This window comes from Streptomyces vietnamensis (genome assembly GCF_000830005.1).
Lineage (GTDB): Bacteria > Actinomycetota > Actinomycetes > Streptomycetales > Streptomycetaceae > Streptomyces > Streptomyces vietnamensis.
The window spans coordinates 606,020-624,256 of the sequence record NZ_CP010407.1 but is presented as its reverse complement, the minus strand read 5'-3'; the positions used below and the strand labels follow the sequence as shown (position 1 = coordinate 624,256).

Annotated in this window: 18 protein-coding genes; 13 read left to right on the top strand and 5 right to left on the bottom strand. The window is 72.8% G+C overall.

Features of this window, described 5'->3' with window-relative positions; all coding sequences use genetic code 11:
* Positions 1 to 183 precede the first annotated feature (183 nt).
* Positions 184 to 621 (bottom strand): SPW repeat protein, encoded by a 438-nt coding sequence (locus SVTN_RS02795; protein ID WP_052498898.1) that lies wholly within the window; start codon positions 619 to 621, stop codon positions 184 to 186.
* A gap of 248 nt (positions 622 to 869) precedes the next feature.
* Here SVTN_RS02795 and SVTN_RS02790 point away from each other — a divergent pair, with 248 nt between their 5' ends.
* Positions 870 to 1,241, top strand: a complete 372-nt coding sequence (locus SVTN_RS02790) for a cupin domain-containing protein (protein WP_041127648.1) — start codon at positions 870 to 872, stop codon at positions 1,239 to 1,241.
* Positions 1,242 to 1,303: 62 nt separating this feature from the next.
* Here the strand turns inward: SVTN_RS02790 and SVTN_RS02785 are convergent, their stop codons facing one another.
* Positions 1,304 to 2,263, bottom strand: coding sequence for a TauD/TfdA dioxygenase family protein (locus tag SVTN_RS02785; protein WP_041127647.1), 960 nt, complete (start codon positions 2,261 to 2,263; stop codon positions 1,304 to 1,306).
* 476 nt (positions 2,264 to 2,739) lie between these two features.
* On the opposite strand from SVTN_RS02785, the gene SVTN_RS02780 reads away from it, so the two are divergent.
* The 8 genes from SVTN_RS02780 (at position 2,740) to SVTN_RS02750 (ending at position 12,878) form a co-directional block, all read left to right on the top strand.
* Entirely contained in the window at positions 2,740 to 3,972 is a 1,233-nt protein-coding gene (locus SVTN_RS02780; protein WP_052498896.1) for an ROK family transcriptional regulator, read from the top strand.
* 76 nt (positions 3,973 to 4,048) lie between these two features.
* Positions 4,049 to 4,120: a putative leader peptide gene (locus tag SVTN_RS46530; RefSeq protein WP_425429041.1), complete on the top strand. Its 72-nt coding sequence runs from the start codon at positions 4,049 to 4,051 to the stop codon at positions 4,118 to 4,120.
* A 256-nt stretch (positions 4,121 to 4,376) separates the two neighbouring features.
* Entirely contained in the window at positions 4,377 to 5,969 is a 1,593-nt protein-coding gene (locus SVTN_RS02775; RefSeq protein WP_041127645.1) for an ABC transporter substrate-binding protein, read from the top strand.
* Between the two features lies 1 nt (position 5,970).
* Complete coding sequence (locus SVTN_RS02770) at positions 5,971 to 6,915, top strand: ABC transporter permease (RefSeq protein WP_041127644.1); 945 nt, start codon at positions 5,971 to 5,973, stop codon at positions 6,913 to 6,915.
* 5 nt (positions 6,916 to 6,920) lie between these two features.
* On the top strand, positions 6,921 to 7,778 hold the full coding sequence (locus SVTN_RS02765) for an ABC transporter permease (RefSeq protein ID WP_041133475.1): 858 nt from the start codon (positions 6,921 to 6,923) through the stop codon (positions 7,776 to 7,778).
* Positions 7,775 to 9,649, top strand: coding sequence for an ABC transporter ATP-binding protein (locus tag SVTN_RS02760; protein WP_041127643.1), 1,875 nt, complete (start codon positions 7,775 to 7,777; stop codon positions 9,647 to 9,649). Before SVTN_RS02765 ends, SVTN_RS02760 begins: the two co-directional genes overlap by 4 nt.
* A 101-nt stretch (positions 9,650 to 9,750) precedes the next feature.
* Positions 9,751 to 10,569 (top strand): formylglycine-generating enzyme family protein, encoded by an 819-nt coding sequence (locus tag SVTN_RS02755; protein ID WP_078908711.1) that lies wholly within the window; start codon positions 9,751 to 9,753, stop codon positions 10,567 to 10,569.
* On the top strand, positions 10,566 to 12,878 hold the full coding sequence (locus tag SVTN_RS02750; protein WP_041127641.1) for an arylsulfatase: 2,313 nt from the start codon (positions 10,566 to 10,568) through the stop codon (positions 12,876 to 12,878). The genes SVTN_RS02755 and SVTN_RS02750 overlap by 4 nt, the downstream gene beginning before the upstream one ends.
* A 5-nt stretch (positions 12,879 to 12,883) precedes the next feature.
* Here the strand turns inward: SVTN_RS02750 and SVTN_RS02745 are convergent, their stop codons facing one another.
* Positions 12,884 to 13,249: a hypothetical protein gene (locus SVTN_RS02745; RefSeq protein ID WP_041127640.1), complete on the bottom strand. Its 366-nt coding sequence runs from the start codon at positions 13,247 to 13,249 to the stop codon at positions 12,884 to 12,886.
* A 153-nt stretch (positions 13,250 to 13,402) separates the two neighbouring features.
* Here SVTN_RS02745 and SVTN_RS02740 point away from each other — a divergent pair, with 153 nt between their 5' ends.
* Entirely contained in the window at positions 13,403 to 14,845 is a 1,443-nt protein-coding gene (locus tag SVTN_RS02740; RefSeq protein ID WP_041127639.1) for a carboxylesterase/lipase family protein, read from the top strand.
* A gap of 141 nt (positions 14,846 to 14,986) precedes the next feature.
* Here the strand turns inward: SVTN_RS02740 and SVTN_RS02735 are convergent, their stop codons facing one another.
* Positions 14,987 to 15,703, bottom strand: coding sequence for a TetR/AcrR family transcriptional regulator (locus SVTN_RS02735; RefSeq protein WP_041127638.1), 717 nt, complete (start codon positions 15,701 to 15,703; stop codon positions 14,987 to 14,989).
* Between the two features lie 80 nt (positions 15,704 to 15,783).
* Here SVTN_RS02735 and SVTN_RS02730 point away from each other — a divergent pair, with 80 nt between their 5' ends.
* The 3 genes from SVTN_RS02730 to SVTN_RS02720 all read left to right on the top strand — a co-directional run bounded on the left by SVTN_RS02730 (position 15,784) and on the right by SVTN_RS02720 (position 18,040).
* Positions 15,784 to 16,920: an FAD-dependent oxidoreductase gene (locus tag SVTN_RS02730; protein ID WP_041127637.1), complete on the top strand. Its 1,137-nt coding sequence runs from the start codon at positions 15,784 to 15,786 to the stop codon at positions 16,918 to 16,920.
* Between the two features lie 81 nt (positions 16,921 to 17,001).
* Entirely contained in the window at positions 17,002 to 17,379 is a 378-nt protein-coding gene (locus SVTN_RS02725; protein WP_041133474.1) for a hypothetical protein, read from the top strand.
* 121 nt (positions 17,380 to 17,500) lie between these two features.
* A complete protein-coding gene (locus SVTN_RS02720; protein WP_041127636.1) occupies positions 17,501 to 18,040 on the top strand; it encodes a hypothetical protein in 540 nt (179 codons plus the stop codon).
* Here SVTN_RS02720 and SVTN_RS43050 read toward each other — a convergent pair.
* Positions 18,037 to 18,222, bottom strand: coding sequence for a hypothetical protein (locus tag SVTN_RS43050; RefSeq protein WP_425429070.1), 186 nt, complete (start codon positions 18,220 to 18,222; stop codon positions 18,037 to 18,039). The genes SVTN_RS02720 and SVTN_RS43050 overlap by 4 nt on opposite strands.
* Positions 18,223 to 18,237: the final 15 nt, after the last annotated feature.

Sequence of the window (18,237 nt, the reverse complement as noted above, 5' to 3'; positions counted from 1 at the left end):
CGCCCCTCGTTCGTGCTGTTGCGGCGAGGCTAGGCGGGGTGCAGGGCGGCGGTCCTGCGCCATCCTGCACAAGGCGGGGCGGTCCAACGCGCCGATCCGTCACTGGGCGGAACGGCGCGCATACGGTGAACGGCGGTACCTCTTGGGGGAGGTACCGCCGTTCGGGGGGAGAGGATCGACGCGTCACGTCCTTCTCTTGCTCATCAGCAGTCCGCCGGCCGTCAGGGAGAACAGGCACACGCATGCGCCCGTGATGACGTTGCTGACGATCATGCCCGTGCTGGGGTGCCGGGTGACGACCCAGGGCGCGACGATGAGCCACGCACCCATGAGCAGTACGACGAAGTTCAGGTCCTGGGACCTCTCCGGGGCCATCGACATACACAGGCCGAGGACCGCGAGGGCGATGCCGACGACCAGGTTGGTGATGGCGAGTGTCGGCGCAGCGGCGGCGAAGTGGACCGTGTAGGCGGAGATCGCCGCCCAGACTCCTGCGAGGATCACGAGTTCCTCGACCGCCGCGACACCTCGGGTCTGCAGCATGCGGGCGTAGCGGTCCCGCATCTCCGACGCATCGGGGTGCCCCGTGATATCACCGGGACGGTGAGAGACGTCGGCCATACGACTCGCCTCCTTCTGGCGCTCTGCACGTCTGACCGCGCTTGCGGCATCGTGCCGCGTCTTCATTGTGCCCTTATCTGTCCTTTATGTGTAGGTCTGCCCTCTATGGGATGGGCATAGAAAATGGGTGTCGAAAGTGTGGGAACCCACCAAAAGCGACCCGCCGCGCGCGGTGACCCCCGTCGCCCCGGCGTAGCCTGGAAACGGACTCGGGGACACCGGACTCTTCCCATCGCCGGGAGTACACGATGGCCGGCATCGTACGAAAGAGCTTCGACTCGGCGGACGAGACGCGTCCCTTCGAGGACGGCAAGGGCAGGCTGGACCTGCTCATCGGCGACGGCGGCTCGGTGGGCCGGGCCGTCTTCGAGCCGGGCTGGCGGTGGTCCAAGCACATCAAGCCGATCGCCGGCACCGACAGCTGCCAGGCCTCGCACGTCGGATACGTGGTCAGCGGCCGGATGAAGGTCGTCATGGACGACGGCGAGACCGCCGAGTTCGGCCCGGGCGACTACATGGAGGTCAAGCCGGGACACGACGCCTGGGTCCTCGGGGACGAACCCTGCGTGACCCTCGACTGGCTGGGCTTCACGAACTACGCCCTGCCGCCGTCCTCCTGACGGCTTTCCCGTCCCCCCGCCCCGGGCGCGGGCGAACCATGCTCACCCGGGGCGGTCATGGGTCACGCCGCCGGTGAGGCCTTCGAGGTCTCGGAGGTCGTCGAGTCGCCGGACGCGATGCCGAACGCCGGGTCCGGCACGGACTCGGGCGCGAGCAGGACCGAGGATCGGCCGTCCACGCCGACCGGCACGTCGCCGTCGATGGTCACCCGGCGCAGCTTGCGCTCGTGGTCGTCGGAGTCGTCCACGCCGTAGTGCTGGGTGGCGCGGTTGTCCCAGATGGCCACGTCGCCGACCTGCCACTGCCAGCGCACTGTGTTCTCCGGGCGCTCGATGTGCCCCTGGAAGAGGTCGAGCAGCGCGCGCGAGTCGGCGCCCGTCAGACCACTGATCCGCTGGACGAAGTTGCCGAGGAGGAGGGTGCGTTCGCCGGTCTCCGGGTGGACCCGTACGACCGGGTGCTCAGTGAGGAACTTCGTCGAGGCGAAGACCTCGCGGAAGCGCGCGAGCTGCTCCGGCAGGACGCCGGGGCGCAGGGCCGCGTAGTCGTAGTCGTTGGAGTGCACCGCGCGCAGGCCGTCGGCCAGGGCCTGCAGCGGTTCGGGCAGCTTCTCGTACGCCGTCGCCGTGTTGGCCCAGAGGGTGTTGCCGCCGTACGGCGGGATGACCACCGCGCGCAGGACGGAGAAGGCGGGGTAGGCCGGCACGAAGGTCACGTCGCTGTGCCACTGGTTGGCCCGGCCGCCGTAGTCGGAGTCGATCGGGAACGAGTAACGGCCGTCGGCCGACGGCACGGTGGGATGGGCCACGGGCGTCCCGAGCAGCCGGCCGAAGGCCTCGTGGGCCTCCTCGTCCAGGTGGTCCTGGCCCCGGAAGAAGACGACCTTGTGTTGCAGGAGCGCGGCCCGGATCTCGGCGACGGTCTCGGCGGGGAGGTCGCCGCCGAGCCGGACGCCGGAGACGACGGCGCCGAGGCGGCCGCCGACCTTCTGGACGGTGACGGGGGTGGTCGCGGTCGACATGGCGGGTCCTTTCGGAGGTCCGGGGAGCTCCCGGAGCAATTAATCTCGGAGCGGAAGCAATGAGGTGACGAATGCCCGAGGGGGTGGTACGGGAACCCGTACAAGATGGGGTCGGGACAGCGGGGCGTACGGGGGAGGCGGTGGGCCCGGCGGGCCGGCCACGCGCGAGGGTCGCGAGGGTCAGGCGCCGAGGACGGCGGGACAGGAGGAGGTCGCGAACATGTCCCGGAGACTCGCAGCGGCCGCCGCCGCACGTCAAGCGGCCGTCCGTGCCCCGAACGACCGCTCACGATGGTTGAATCGGCGCCTGCCCGGCGCCGATGGCCGGAGTCCCCACGGTCTGCGGAACCGCCGTTGACCAGCGAAGACTTCCCTCCGTACGGCAGACACGACCGGTGGCGAAGGGGCGGCCGGCGGGCCCGCGTCCGGCGGCCCCGGGATTTCACACCACCGCAACAGTCACCAGAGAGGCACCCATGACGACGACCACCCCGCACGGTTCTCGCATGGCGGGCGACGGCCGGCGCGAGGCCAATGCCGCCACCGTGCTGAGGACCGTCCTCGATCACGGCCCGGTCGCCCGCAGTGCCGTCGCGCGGCTCTCCGGCCTCAGCCCCGCCGCCGTCTCGCGCCAGGCGACCGACCTCACCCGCCTCGGCCTCCTGCGCGAGCTGCCCGAACTCGCCGGGGGCGGGGGAGTCGGACGGCCCCAGATCCCCGTCGACCTGCACATCGGAGCCATCGCCGGGCCCGTCGCGGGCGGCGTCCACCTGGGCGTCCCCGGCTCGACGTTCGCCCTCGTCGACCTGCGCGGACAGGTGGTCGCCCGGCGCACCTACCCCCACGACGGCATCGCGCCGGACGCCCTGCCCGCCGCGATCGCCCGTGAACTGCGCGGATTCCTCGACGCCCATGCGCGGGGGCGCCCCCTGCTCGGGGTGGGCGCCGCGGTCGGCGGCTGGGTGGACCCCGCCGAGGGGGTGGTCGTCCGGCACGACGCCCTGGGCTGGCGCCGTCGGCCGCTCGCCGCCGAACTCGCCCGCGGCCTCGGCGGACGCACCGTACGCCTGGACAACCACGCGCGCTCCATCGCCCAGTCGGAGATCCTCTTCGGGCGGCCCGCCGCCCGCCGCAGCCTGGTCCACCTCTTCGTCGGCAATGTCGTCGACGCGGCCGTCGGCCTCGCCGGCGTCGTGCACCAGGGACCCGGCGCGGCGGCCGGGGACGTGGCCCACCTGCCCGTACCGGACTCCACGGCACCCTGCCCGTGCGGACGTTCCGGCTGCCTGGAGGCCACGGCGTCGAACACCGCCCTCGCGACCACGGCCGTCCGCCGGGGCATCGTGCCCGAGCCCGACACCTTCCTGGTCGTGGACGCGGCGGCGGCCGGGGACCGGCGCGCCGACCGGCTGCTGCGCGAACGGGCGCGTGCGGTCGGCCGCGCCGTCGCCCTGCTCCTCGACGTCCTCAACCCCGATCTGGTCGTCGTGACCGAGCAGTCCAGCATCCTCGAACCGGACTATCTGGAGGAGATCCGCGGGGCCGCGATCGACCTCTCGCACGTCTGCGACGACCCCGAACGCATCGTCAGTCCACATGCTGGACCGGCCACGCTGCCCGTCGCGGCGGGCACGGTTCTGCTGAATCCCCTGTTCAGAAGGCCTCTTGAGACCTCAGGAGAGCTGCTTCCCGCCCTGTGTGAAAGCTGATGTCGTCTCATCATGCGGTCAATGCCGGTTGACCGCTCCGTGAAGCCGCTGTCATATTGCTCCCGTGAATCCGGACATGCACCTCATCTCCCGCAGGCACGTCGACCTCTGTCGACAGGCCAGTGCGGTCTGTGCCGTCCGCGCCTGACCCCGGCGCCGGTCGCCGCACCGGCCTCGCCACTCCCGCCCCGGCCACGCCGCACGCGGGCCCCTCGCACCCCCCTCGCTGACACGCCGTACGCCCTTCCCGTGTGACGGCGCACCCCACCGCGTACCTCCGCACGCCCTCCGCCGGCCGCGCGGGCCTCCCTTCGCGCCTCTTCCTTCCGCAGCGGAACGAATCCGTGCACCCTGCGGCTTCACACCCTCTTTCGCCTCACACCCTCTTTCACAGGCAGGCATCGATGACCGAGCTGTACTCCTCCACGCCCACCGCCCTCTCCCGGCGCACGACCCTGCGCGCCGCGGGCGGCGGCACCCTGCTGCTCGGGCTCGGCCTCACGGGCTGCCGCTCCGCGGTCTCCGAGGCCGAGGCGCCCGCCGGCAAGGCCGCCACGGAGCCGGAGCGCGGCGGCACCCTCACCGTCGCCATCAACTCGGACTTCACACCGAGCCTGCTCTTCGCCCAGAGCGGCCAGTCGCTCCAGCAGCGGCTGATCTACAACACCCTCACCCGGTACGACGACCAGCTGAAGCCGCAGCCCGAACTCGCCACCTCCTGGGAGTACGCGAAGGACGGCCGCAGCATCACGCTCAAGCTGCGCACCGGCGTGACCTACCACGACGGTCGGCCGTTCACCGCCGACGACGTGATCTTCGCGGTGAAGAACCTTCAGAATCCGGTCCGAGCCTCGCAGTTGAGGGCGACGGCCGCCGCCGTCGCCGGTTTCGAGAAGCATGGCGACCACGAACTCGTGCTCAAGCTCGCCCACCCGGTGAACAACCTGTTCGACCTCTTCGAGTTCATGATCCTCACCGACCGGAACAGCGTCGAGGACGCCGTCACCGGCAAGAAGCTCAACGGCACGGGCCCCTTCAAGCTGACCAAGTGGAGCCCCGGCGCCGGTCTCGGCTTCATCCGGAACGAGAAGTACTGGCAGCCCGACCGTCCCTACCTGGACGCCGTCGAGTTCCGCGTCGTACCCCAGGCCGACGCCCTGCTCTCCTCCCTCCGCACCGGCCAGTCCCAGCTCTCCTTCGACGTCCCCGGCAACAACCTCGCCACCGTCGCCACCACCCCCGATCTCGCCCTCGGCGAGTACGCCACCGGAGCCGGAGCCCTGTACCTCGGCGTCAACACCACCGTGGCCCCGCTGAACGACAAGACCGTCCGGCAGGCCCTCGCCTGGGGCATCGACCGCGAGCGCATCCTCAAGCAGGTCCTCGGCGGTCACGGTCTCGCCTCCGCCACCCCCTGGCCCAAGTCCTCGCCCGCCTTCACCGAGGCCGGCCGCACCCACTACACGTACGACCCCGGCAAGGCCCGCGAACTCCTCAAGTCCGCCGGTCACTCCCGGCTCGACCTCCCGCTGCTGCATCTCGGCCTGCCCGGCGACACCGCGGTCGCCGAAGCGATCCAGTACGACCTCAAGCAGATCGGCGTCCAGGTCACCCTCCAGCCCACCGACCCGGCCACCGCCCAGAAGAAGCTCATCTCCCAGTCCATGCCCGCCCTCTGGACCATGGGCCACGGCTTCGCCCAGGTGCAGCCCTCCACCCTCGCCGTCAGCGCCTACCCCTTCAACGAGGCCAAGAACACCTCGAAGTTCCGCTCCGCCGCCTACACGAAGGTCGTCCGCGAAGCCTGGACCACCCCCGCGACCGGCGCCCGCGCCAACGCGCTGCGGCAGCAGATCACCGACACCCTCCTCGACGAGGCGTTCATCATCGACCTCGTCATCCGCGGCTCCGTCCAGGTCTCCGCGAAGAAGCTGCACGGCGTCACCCTCAACAAGTTCGCCTACCTCAACCTCGACGACGCCTACCTGGCGGGCTGAGATGCGCGGCTACCTGCTCCGGAGACTCCCCTCCGCCCTCCTCGTCCTCCTCGCCGCCTCCTTCCTCGCCTTCGCCGTCCTCCGACTCGTCCCCGGCGACCCGGCCGCCGTCCTCGCCGGACCCGACGCGAGCGCCGAGACCGAGGCCGTGATCCGGGCGCGCCTCGGCCTCGACGCGCCCCTGCCCACCCAGTACGTCCGCTGGCTCGGCGACCTCCTCACCGGCGACCTCGGACCGTCCTACGCGATCGGCGGCCGGACCGCCGACCTCATCGGCGACGGACTCGGCGCCACCGTCGAACTCACCCTCGGGGCCCTGCTGTTCGTCGTCGTCCTCGGCGCCGCCTTCGGCATCCTCGGCGCGACCGCCCGCAACCGCTGGGTCCTCGGCACCGTACGCGTCCTCACGACCGGTGCCCTCGCCGTGCCGCCCTTCGTCACCGGTGTCCTCCTCGTCCTCCTCTTCTCCGTCCTCCTCGGCGTCCTGCCCCCGGGCGGCCGCGTCCCCCTTCTCACCGCACCCGACCTCGGCGTCCAGTACCTGCTGCTGCCCTCGCTCTGCCTCGCCCTGCCCAGCGCCGCCGTCCTCGGCCGCTACCTCGAGGACGGCATCGAACGCGCCCTCGCCGAGGACTACGTCCGCACCGCCACCGCCGCCGGCATCGCCCCCCGCCGCCTCCTGCTGAGGCACGCCCTGCCCAACGCCCTCCCGCCCGTCGTCACCCTTCTCGGCATGCAGACCGGCTACCTCCTCGGCGGCGCCGTCCTCGTCGAGGCGATCTTCGCCTGGCCCGGCCTCGGACAGCTCGCCGAACAAGCCCTGATCCGCCGCGACTACCCCGTCGTCCAGGACCTCCTGCTCCTCCTCGTCACCGTCTTCGTCCTCGTCCAGCTCCTCACCGACCTCGTCCACGCCTGGCTCGACCCCCGGATCAGGTGGGAGTGACCGCCATGACCACGCTCACCAAGCCCGCTTCGCCCCGCGCGCGTCGCCCCCGCCACGGCTACCGCGCCGCCCTCGGCACCGCCCGCGGCCGCACCGGTCTCGCCCTCGTCGCCGCCGTCGTCCTCGCGGGGCTCCTCGCCCCGCTCCTCGCCGGACACGGCCCCACCGACCAGAGCGGCCTGGCGCTCGCCGTGCCCGGCACCCCCGGCCACCCGCTCGGCACCGACGACCTGGGCCGCGACCTCCTCGCCCGCCTCCTGTACGGCATCCGCGCGGACCTCGGCATCATCGCCGCCGCCGTCCCGCTCGGCGCCGCCCTCGGCTGCCTCCTCGCCCTGGCCGCCGCCGTACACCCGGTCCTCGACACCGTCGTCCAGCGGACCTTCGACCTGATCCTCGCCTTCCCCGGACTGATCCTCGCGCTCGCCGTGACCGCGATCCTCGGCCCCGGCCGGCTGCCCGTGGTCCTCGTCATCGCCCTCGCCGAGATCCCCGTCTTCGGACGGCTCCTGCGCACCGGCATCCTCGTCCAGCGCGGCCGGGAGTACGTGACGGCCGCCCGCGTCGGCGGCACCTCCGGCGGCCGGATCCTCACCCGGCACATCCTGCCCAACGCCGCCGACCCGCTCGTCGTCCAGATCGCCGTCTCCCTCACCGTCGCCGTCTTCGTCGAAGGCGCCATGAGCTTCCTCGGCGTCGGCGTCCGGCCCCCCGAGCCCACCCTCGGAGCCGTCCTCAGCCAGTCCATGCCCTACCTCGCCCAGGCCCCGCACTTCGCCGCCGGACCGCTCGTGACCGTGACCGCGCTCGTCCTCGGCCTCTCCCTGACCGCCGAGGCACTGAACCGGGAGATACGCCGATGACCACCCCACCGCTCCTCGAAGTCCAGGGCCTGGACGTGGAGTTCACCACCCCCGACGGCGGCACCCTGTACGCCGTCCGGGACGTCTCCTTCACGCTCCGGCGGGGTGAGACCCTCGCCGTCGTCGGGGAGTCCGGCTCCGGGAAGTCCACCACCGCCCTCGCCCTGCTCCGCATGCTCCCCGGCACCGGCCGGATCACCGGCGGCGCCGTACGCCTCGACGGCGAGGACCTCGCCACCGCCGGCGAGGACCGGCTGCGGGCCGTGCGCGGTGCCCGGATCGGCATGGTCTTCCAGGACCCGATGACGGCCCTCAACCCCGTCCTCACCGTCGGCCGCCACCTCGACGAGGTGCTCCGCGCGCACGGCGGGCGCGACAAGCGGGCGCGCAAGGACCGCGCCGTCGAGCTCCTGCGCCTCGTCGGCATCCCCGACCCCGAGCGCCGCCTCGACGACCACCCGCACCAGTTCTCCGGCGGCCAGCGCCAACGCGTCCTCATCGCCATGGCCCTCGCCGGCGAACCCGACGTCCTCCTCGCCGACGAACCCACAACCGCCCTCGACGCCACCGTCCAGGACCAGATCCTCACCCTCCTCGGCGAGCTCACCCGTACCACTGGCACCGCGCTCGTCCTCATCACCCACAACATGGGCGTCGTCGCCCGCGCCTGCGAACGCGTCCTGGTCATGTACGGCGGCACCGTCGTGGAGGACGGCCCCACCGCCGAGGTCCTCACCCGACCGCGCCACCCCTACACCGCCGGCCTCCTCGCCGCCGTGCCCCGGCTCTCCGCACCCTCCGGCACCCGCCTCACCGGCATCCCCGGCACCCCGCCCGACCTGAGCCTCCCGCTCGCCGGCTGCGCCTTCGCCGCCCGCTGCGCCCTCGCCGAGGACCGCTGCCACACGGCCGTACCCCCGCTCACCGCCGTATCCACCCTCCCCGCCGTACCGCAGCCGAACGCGTCCGGCGACACCGTCCGCGTCGCCTGCCTGCCCGCCGCCGAAGGCGCCGAACGGGACGAACCGCTGTTTCCCCCGCCCCCCGCCCGCATCGACCGCCCCGCACCCGGCGCCACCGTCCTCGCCGCCGAGTCGCTGAGCAAGACGTACGGCCGCCGCCGACGCCGCTTCACCGCCCTCGACGACGTCTCCCTCACCCTCGCGGCGGGGGAGACCCTCGGCATCGTCGGCGAGTCCGGCTCCGGCAAGTCCACCCTCGCCCGGGTCCTCGCCCACGCCCACCCCGCCGACGGCGGCCGCATCCTCCTCGACGGCCGGGACGTCACCCGCCCCGGCCGCGCCGAGCTGCACGCCGTACGCCGCCGCGTCCAGATGGTCTTCCAGGACCCCTACGCCTCCCTCAATCCCCGCATGACCGTCGGCGAGATCGTCGCCGAACCACTGCGCGCCTTCGGTATCGGCGCCCCCGGGGAGCGGGCCGACCGCGTCGCGGACCTCCTCCGCCTCGTCGGCCTCGACCCGGCCGCCGCCGACCGGCACCCGCGCTCCTTCTCCGGCGGGCAGCGCCAGCGCATCGGCATCGCGCGCGCCCTCGCCCCCGAACCGGCCGTCCTCATCTGCGACGAACCCGTCTCGGCCCTCGACGTCTCCGTCCAGGCCCAGATCGTCGGCCTGCTCACCGACCTCCAGCGCGACCTGGGCCTCGCCCTCGTCTTCATCGCCCACGACCTGGCCGTCGTCCGCCAGGTCAGCCACCGCATCGCCGTCATGCACGGCGGCAGGATCGTGGAGACCGGCGACGCCGACGAGCTGTGCGAGCGCCCCCGCGACCCCTACACCCGGGCGCTGCTCGCCGCCGCGCCCGAACCCGTGCCCGTACGCGCCGTGGCCGAGGCGGTGTCCGCGTGAGCGCCTGCTGCACCCCGGGACGCGGCTGTACGGGAGGCCACCCGGCGGCCGTCGAACTCCTGCCGCTGCCGACCGTACGGACCTCCCCGCCGCCCCACCCCATGGTGGAGCTGCCGGGCGGCACGTTCCGCATGGGCGACGCCTTCGGCGAGGGCTATCCCACCGACCGCGAGGGACCCGTACGGGAGGTCACCGTCGCCCCCTTCGCGATCGACGCGACCGCCGTCACCAACGCCCGGTACGCCGCGTTCGTCGAGGCCACCGGGCACCGCACCGACGCCGAACGCTTCGGCTCCTCCTTCGTCTTCCACCTCCTGCTCCACCCCGACGCCGAACGCCACGTCCTCGGCCGGGTCCCGCAGGCCCCCTGGTGGCTCGGCGTCGCAGGGGCCGCCTGGCACAGCCCGGAGGGTCCCGGCTCCGACCTCGAAGGCCGCGCCGACCACCCCGTCGTCCACATCTCGTACGACGACGCCCTCGCGTACTGCGCCTGGGCCGGCGTCCGGCTGCCCACCGAGGCCGAATGGGAGTACGCGGCCCGCGGCGGCCTCGACTCCGCCCGCTACCCCTGGGGCGACGAGTTCACCCCGGACGGCCGCGAGAGGTGCAACACCTGGATCGGCACCTTCCCGCACCGCTCCGAGAGGCCCGGCGGACGCATCGGCACCGTCCCCGTCACGGCGTACGAACCCAACGGGTACGGCCTCCACAACACCTCCGGCAACGTCTGGGAGTGGTGCGCCGACGCCTTCGGCCCCGCCGAGCGCGTGATCCGCGGCGGCTCCTACCTCTGCCACGCCTCCTACTGCAACCGCTACCGGGTCGCCGCCCGCTCCCACAACACCCCCGACTCCTCGACCGGCCACGGCGGCTTCCGCTGCGCCCGCTCGCCCCTCCCGGAAGGACCCGCCCCCGCATGAGCACCGCCCCCCGACGCGACCCCTACGAGGGCTTCGCCGGCCGTGTCGGCCGCACCTTCGCCGAGTCCGAGCCCGCTTGGCCGACCCGTACCACCCCGCCCGCCAAGGCCCCCAACATCGTGGTCGTCCTCGTCGACGACATGGGATACAGCGACATCGGCCCCTTCGGCTCCGAGATCCCCACCCCCGTTCTCGACGGCCTCGCCGACGCGGGCGTGCGGCTCGGCAACTACCACACCATGCCGCTCTGCTCCCCGGCCCGCGCCGCCCTGCTCACCGGCCTCAACCCGCACCGCGTCGGCTACGGCATGGTCGCCAACTTCGATCCCGGCTTCCCCGGCTACGGCATGGAGGTCGCCGACGACATCCCCACCCTCGCCGAGCTCCTCCACGACGCCGGCTACGCCACGTACGCCGTCGGCAAGTGGCACCTCGTCCGCGACTCCGCCTCCAACGCCGCCGACCACCGCGGCAACTGGCCGCTCCAGAAGGGCTTCGACCAGTACTACGGCGTCCTGGAGGGCCTCACCAGCCTCTTCCACCCGCACCAGCTCGTCCGGGACAACAGCCCCCTCGACATCGACGAGTTCCCCGACGACTACTACTACACCGACGACATCACCGACCAGGCGATCTCCATGGTGAAGTCGCTGCGCGCCCACGACCCCGACAAGCCCTTCTTCCTCTACCTCGCGCACAACGCCGTCCACGGCCCCCTCCAGGCCAAGGCCGAGGACATCGCCCGCCACCGCGGCCGCTACGACGAGGGCTGGGACGCCCTGCGCGAGCGGCGCTTCGCCGCCCAGATCGCCGCCGGACTCTTCCCGCCCGGCACCGAACTCCCCGAACGCAACAGCGAAGCCGGACTCGACGTCCCCGCCTGGGACTCCCTGACGGAAGACCAGAAGCGGCTCTACGCCCGCTACATGGAGGTGTACGCGGCCCTCGTCGACAACATCGACCAGAACCTCGGCCGGCTCACCGACACCCTCGCCGCACTCGGCGAACTTGACAACACCATCATCGTCTTCACCTCCGACAACGGCGGCACGGGGGAGGGCGGAAGAGAAGGCACCCGCTCCTACTTCAGCCGCTTCGTCCACCAGCCGGTGCCCGGCGACTGGAACCCGGACGTCGACCGCGACCCCGAGCTCATCGGCGGCCCCCGCAGCCTCGTCCACTACCCCCGCGGCTGGGGCATGGCCTCCAACACCCCCTTCCGCCTCTACAAGGGCGACACCTACGCGGGCGGCGTCCGCGTCCCCTTCGTCCTTTCCTGGCCGGAGGGCGTCAGGGACGGCAGGCTCGCCACCGGGCACCGGCCCCAGTACCAGTACGTCACCGACATCGCACCCACCCTCCTCGAACTCGCCGGCCTCGCCCGCCCCGAGACCCGCCGGGGGGTCCCGCTCCAGGAACCGGACGGCACCAGCTTCACCGCCGTCCTCGCCGACCCCTCCCACGACTCCACCCACCCCGAGCAGTACTGCGAGATGTCCGGCAACCGCAGCCACTACCGCGACGGCCACAAGCTCGTCACCCTGCACCGGCCCGGGGCGCCCTACGACGACTCCGAATGGGCCCTGTACGACATCCGCACCGACCCCACGGAGATCCACGACCTCGCCGCCGAGCACCCCGAACTGGTCAAGGAACTCTCGGCCGCCTGGGAGGAGGCCGCCTGGCGCAACGGCGTCTTCCCGCTCCCCGACCACAGCGGCGCCCTCGCCCGCCGCAACCCCGCCGAGGAGCGCCTCGCCCGCCCCCTCACCCTCCTCCCCGGCACCCCGGAACTGGAGCGCTACCGCTCCTCACGGCTTGTCTCCCTGCGCTCCTTCGAGATCGCCGTGGCCGTCGACGAGACCGGCGACGGCGTCCTCGTCTCCCACGGCGACCAGGGCGGCGGCTACAGCCTGTACGTCGAGAACGGCCGGCTGACCTTCGCGTACAACGAGTACGGTGACCTCCACGAGACCGACGCGGGCCCGCTCGCCCCCGGCCCCCACGAGATCCTCCTCGCGGCGACGGCCGAGAAGGGCCTGCGCTGGCGCTTCACCGTCACCGTCGACGGCGGACACCGGGCCGCGCCGGACAGCGTCCACCAGCTCATCGGCATGGCCCCCTTCCAGGGCATCAGCGTCGGCGTCGACCGCAAGTCCCCGGTCTCCTGGCCCCTCTACGAGCGCCACCGCTCCTTCCGCTACACCGGCCGCCTCCGCTCGGTCACCTACCGCCCGGGCGCCCCGGGCCCCGACGCCCCGGAGACGGTCGCCGCCGCACTGAAGGAGGCCGCAGCGGCCTTCGAGTGACCGCCCTATCCGTAGGCGTCGGTGACGCAGTCGGCGGCACAGCGCCCGTGCTCGAAGCGGCGGCGGAGCGCCGCCGCCGCGTGCCGGCGCTCCACCCCCGCGTAGCCGTACCGCTCCTCGGTCATCCGCATCACCGCCTCGACGGTGACGATCGCCGGCTCGCCCTCGCCGGCGGCCCGGCGGGCCGCCGCGATCACGTGGTCGGCCGCCCGCTGGAGGTCCCGGGCGTACTCCCGCTGGGCGACGGCCCGCGCCCGCGAGGCGGCGAAAGGCCGCACGGCCCGGCCCTTCCAGCGCGCCCCGGCGGCCACGAGACCCACCCCGAGCAGCGCGACGAGCACCCCCACGGCGGCATCGGCATCCCACCCCATCGCCGGCCGTCCTCCCCCTTGGACCCACGGGTTCTGCGCGAGCCTCCGAGTCCAGGGGCGGGGTCTCGCCCCTCGGTGGATTGACACGTGTAAGCGAGCGGTGACAGGCTCCTTCTCCGGCCCCGTGTGCCCGCGCAGAAGGAGCAGCACCCCATGAGCACCATCGTCACCACCGCCCGAGGACCCGTGCGCGGCGAGCGCCGTGCGGACGGCAGTCTGCGTTTCCTGGGGATCCCGTACGCGCAGCCGCCGGTGGGCGAGCTGCGGTTCGCGGCTCCGGTGCCGCCGGTGCCGTGGTCGGAGCCGCTGGAGGCGACGGCGTACGGGCCGACGGCCCAGCGGCGGCCGTTCGCGGAGGTCACGACGATCCCGGAGCCGTCGATCCCGGGGGCGGGGGTACTGAACCTGAACGTGTTCACGCCCGATGCCGACCCGGAGGCAGGCCTGCCGGTCCTGGTGTGGATCCACGGCGGGGGATACGTGGCGGGTTCGGCGGCGAGTCCCTGGTACGACGGGGCCGCGTTCAACCGGGACGGCGTCGTGCTCGTGTCGATCGGCTACCGGCTGGGCATCGAGGGGTTCCTCCACCTGGAGGGCGCGCCGGACAACCGGGGGGTACGGGACTGGATCGCGGCCCTGGAATGGGTGCGGGACAACATCGCGGCCTTCGGCGGCGACCCGGCCAAGGTGACCGTCGCCGGGCAGTCGGCGGGCGGCGGCGCCGTACAGACCCTGCTCGCCGTCCCCTCCGCCCAGGGCCTGTTCCGGGGCGCACTGTCCGTCTCCGGCGCGGTCATGCGGCCCGACGGCCCCGAGGTCGCCCGCGCCGCGGCCCGGCTCTTCACCTCCCGCACCGGCGTCCCCGCCACCGCCGCCGCCCTCCGCGACCTGACCGACGACGAACTCCTCGACCTCCAGGACCGCATGTCCGAACCGGGCCCCGACCGCGAGGGCCTGCCGCCGATGCTGGCCCTCGCCCCCTTCGCCGACGGCGACCTGATCCCCGTACCCGTCCTGGACGCCCTGACGACGGGCGACGCGGGCGCCGACGTGCCGCTGATGCTCGGCTTCACCGAGGACGAGTTCTCGATGTTCCCCGCGCCCGGCCCCGACGGCCCGCCGCTGTCCGTCCTCCTCGGGGGGCTCGGCCTCGACCCCGCCAGGGCCGACGACTTCGCCGAGGCGTACGCGGCGGGCGGTGAGGAACGGTACTTCGGCCAGGCGCTGACGGACACCGTCTTCCGCGCCCCGAGCCTCGCCGTCGCGGACGCCCGCGCCGCGCGTGAACGGCCCACCTGGTTCTACGAGTTCCGCTGGCGGTCCCCGGCGCTCGGGCTCGCCTTCCACTGCCTGGACCTGCCCTTCGCCTTCGACCTCCTCGACGCCGAGGGCGTCGCGGCCGTCGCCGGGGACGCGCCGCCGCGCTCGCTCGCCGACGCGATGCACCGGGCCTGGGTCGCCTTCGTCACCGACCAGGACCCGGGCGCCGACTGGCCGCGCTACACCTCCGCGGAACGCGCCACGAAGATCTGGGACGCGGAGCCCCGGATCGCCGCGGACCCCGTGCACCGGGTCCGCGCACTCTGGCTCGACTGAGCCGACCGGCCGTCCCGCCCCCGCGTGCGTCCGCCTGCCGACGAGCCCGATCCTGCGCGCCTCGACCGGTCGGCCGTCCCGCGGGGCCGGCTGACGCGCCATGAGGTCCGGGCACCGGACGGGGGCGACCGGGGCCTGGGTTCAGGACGTGCCGCGGGAGAGGCCGGCCGTCAGGCCCGCGAGCAGGACCGCGAGGCCCGCGTCGAACATCTCGGCGGGGGCCTGCTCCGAGGCGTTCCCGACGACGTGCGCGAGCGTGGGATAGCGGCCGGTGGCGAGCATACGGCCGAGGTAGGGACCCGTCGCCGCCCGCCACTGACTCTCCGTGAGGCCGCTCGCGCGTTCCACGCGCCGCTCCGCGACCTCGTGGCGGACCGCTCCGAAGACGTAGCCGTTCACCGCCTGCAGGGCCTGCATCAGCGTGTCGGGGTCGTCGCCGATCCCGGGCGCGGAGCGCAGCGCCGCCAGGGTCGCCTCCATGTGGGCAAGGGCCGAGGGCCCCACTTGGGGGCGGCCGCCGAGGAGGTCGGCGAGCCACTCGTGGCGGAGGGCGGTGTCCCTGAAGCCGCGCGCGAGGGACCTCACCTCCGCCTGCCAGTCGCCGCCCGTGGCCGGCGGCGGCGCGGGGATCTCCCCGTACACCGCGTCGACCATCAGGTCGAGGAGTTCCTCCTTGGTGTCCACGTAGCGGTAGAGCCGCATGGGACCCGCGTCGAGCGCGCCCGCGACCTTGCGCAGCGACACCGCCTGCAGTCCGTCGGCGTCGGCCAGTCCGATCGCGGCCCGCACGATCCGCTCGCGGCTCAGCGGGCTCAGCGTCGAACGCGAGGCCGGTTCGGGGCGTTCCCAGATGAGCATGCGTGCGTCCTTTCCTCACTCCCCATCGATACAGTGTATCTTGCCGATACGGTGTATCGAATCGACTGGAGGGCAGAGCCGTGTCACGTATCGCCATCGTCGGAGCCGGGCCCGGCGGCCTGGTCCTCGCCCGCGTCCTGCACCTGCACGGCATCGAAGCCGTCGTCTACGAACGCGACGCGTCGCCCGACGCCCGCACGCAGGGCGGCATGCTCGACCTCCACACCGAGAGCGGCCAACGCGCCCTGCGCGAGGCCGGACTGGAAGCGGAGTTCCTCCGCATGGCCCGGCGCGAGGGTCAGGACATGCGCCTGCTCGACCACACCGGGAAACTCCTCCTCCAGGAGGACACCCCCGAGGACGCGCCCATGGACCGCCCCGAAGTCGACCGTGCAGACCTGCGCGCGATCCTCCTGGACTCACTGCCGCCGAGCACGATCGCCTGGGGGCGCGGCCTCCGGCACGCCGAGGCCCTGCCCGAGGGCCGCCACCGCCTGCACCTCACCGACGGCAGCACCGCCGAATGCGACCTGCTCGTCGGCGCGGACGGCGCGAACTCACGCGTGCGCCCGCTGCTCACCGACGCCCGCCCGGCCCACCTCGGCGCCCACATCATCGAGACGGGCATCCCCGACCTCGTCCGTACGCGCCCCGACCTGGCGGCGAGGGTCGGACGCGGGAACTACTGGGCCTTCGGGCCCGACCGGTCGCTGTCCGCGCAGCTCAACGGGGACGGCCGGCTGCGCGTCTACCTCACCTTCCACGGCCCCGAGGACTGGCTCGCCACCTGCGGCATCGACTTCGACGACCCGGCCGTCGCCCGGGCCCGGCTGGCGGGCCTGTTCGCCGACTGGGCCCCGCAGTTCACCGAACTGATCGACGCCTGCGACGACACCGTCGTCCCCCGCACCCTCGCCACCCTGCCGGTCGGCCTCAGCTGGCCCCACACGCGCGGCGTCACCCTCCTCGGCGACGCCGCCCACCTGATGCCGCCCGCGGGCACGGGCGCGAACATGGCCCTGCTGGACGGGGCCGAGCTCGGTCTCGCCATCGCCGCCGGGGGCGGGGACCTCGACGCCGCCGTACGCCGTTACGAGACGGCCATGTTCCCGCGGGCGGAAGAGGCCGCACGCTTCTCCGCACGAGTCCACGAGATGCTCATGGCACCCGACGCCGCCCAACGCCTGCTGTCCTTCTTCCAGCCCGCGGACGTCTAGTGCTGTGACCGGGACGGTCCACCGTGACCGGAAGGCGGCTCGCGGGACGAGCGCATGAGCAACGGCTGGTATTACTGGGGCATGCAGGAAGAGACGGCACGCTCCGCGATCGACACGTTCATCTCCGCGTTCAACGCCTCGGACGACGGCTATGTGACTGCCCTGCTCTCCCAGGCCCTGACCTCGGACGTGGTCTTCTGGGGGCCGTTGGGCCGCAGCGAAGGAATCGCGGCGGTCGAGCAGTTCGTGCTGGACATCCGGCGCCACCCGGCGGGGACCGGCACGATGGTGCGCTGCTCAGCGGTGGACATGCCTGACGAGTGGGCCCGGTACCAGTGGGTCTTCACCACGCCGGACGGAGGCCCCCGCCTGGCGGGAACGGACGTCGTCCATCTGCGGCGGAGCCTCATCGACCAGGTCATCGTCTTTGCGGGGGAGATCGAGCCGTCCGCCTCCTGAGTCGTCCTTCTGTCACTGTCTCTTGTGCTTGCCGGTCAATCTGCTTACGCGGATGCGTGACGACCGATACGGCGTGGAAACTTTAGTTTACGTAGACAGGCTCGGGAACTATAGTTGTCGCATGACGGTCTCTGAGATCACCCCAGAAGAGCAGACAGAGCTCGACAAGGCCCTGTACGACGCCCTGAACCCCCTGGCCTCGGCCATCCGCTCCCGGGAGACCGGGCTGCCCGTCGACCGTATGTGGGAGGCGGATCCTGTCGAAGTGGCGCTGTCCGTCCTGGCCGCGTGGAAGGTGGTGGACGGGGAGGTCAAGCGGCTCACGGAGCAGGCTGCGGCGACCGCCGGCTCCTACGGCGCGAGTTATGAGCAGTTGGGAGCCGTCTGGGGCATCACCCGGCAGGGCGCCCGCAAGAAATGGCCCGAGGCCGTCAGCCGCCCGGCACCCGCAACAGCGGGCAAAAGCAGGCTCGCGCTGTTCGGAGGGACTGCTGAGCTGGTGCAGTCGCCTTCCGGCGGTTGGGGCTGGACCGGGCGAGGCGCTGACGGAGTGTCCGGCACGGCCGCCGACGGGGCGCCGTACGCGACCGCCGAAGAAGCAGCGGCCCACGCGGGCGCATTCCTCAAAGAACACGCCCTCGACATCGGCGATCAGCCCTAACTGCTTGAGCCGGTCGATGCAGTGACCGACACGGTCCAGCCGATGTCGTCATCGGCGTCGGCCGCCGCCAGGACCCGGGCAACGACGCGTTCCCAGGTGCCGTCCACGGCCCACCGCCGACCGCGGACCGGATCGGCCGGCATCAGCGGCTCGATCCGGTCCCGCATCGCATCAGTGATCACCAACCGGGCAGACGC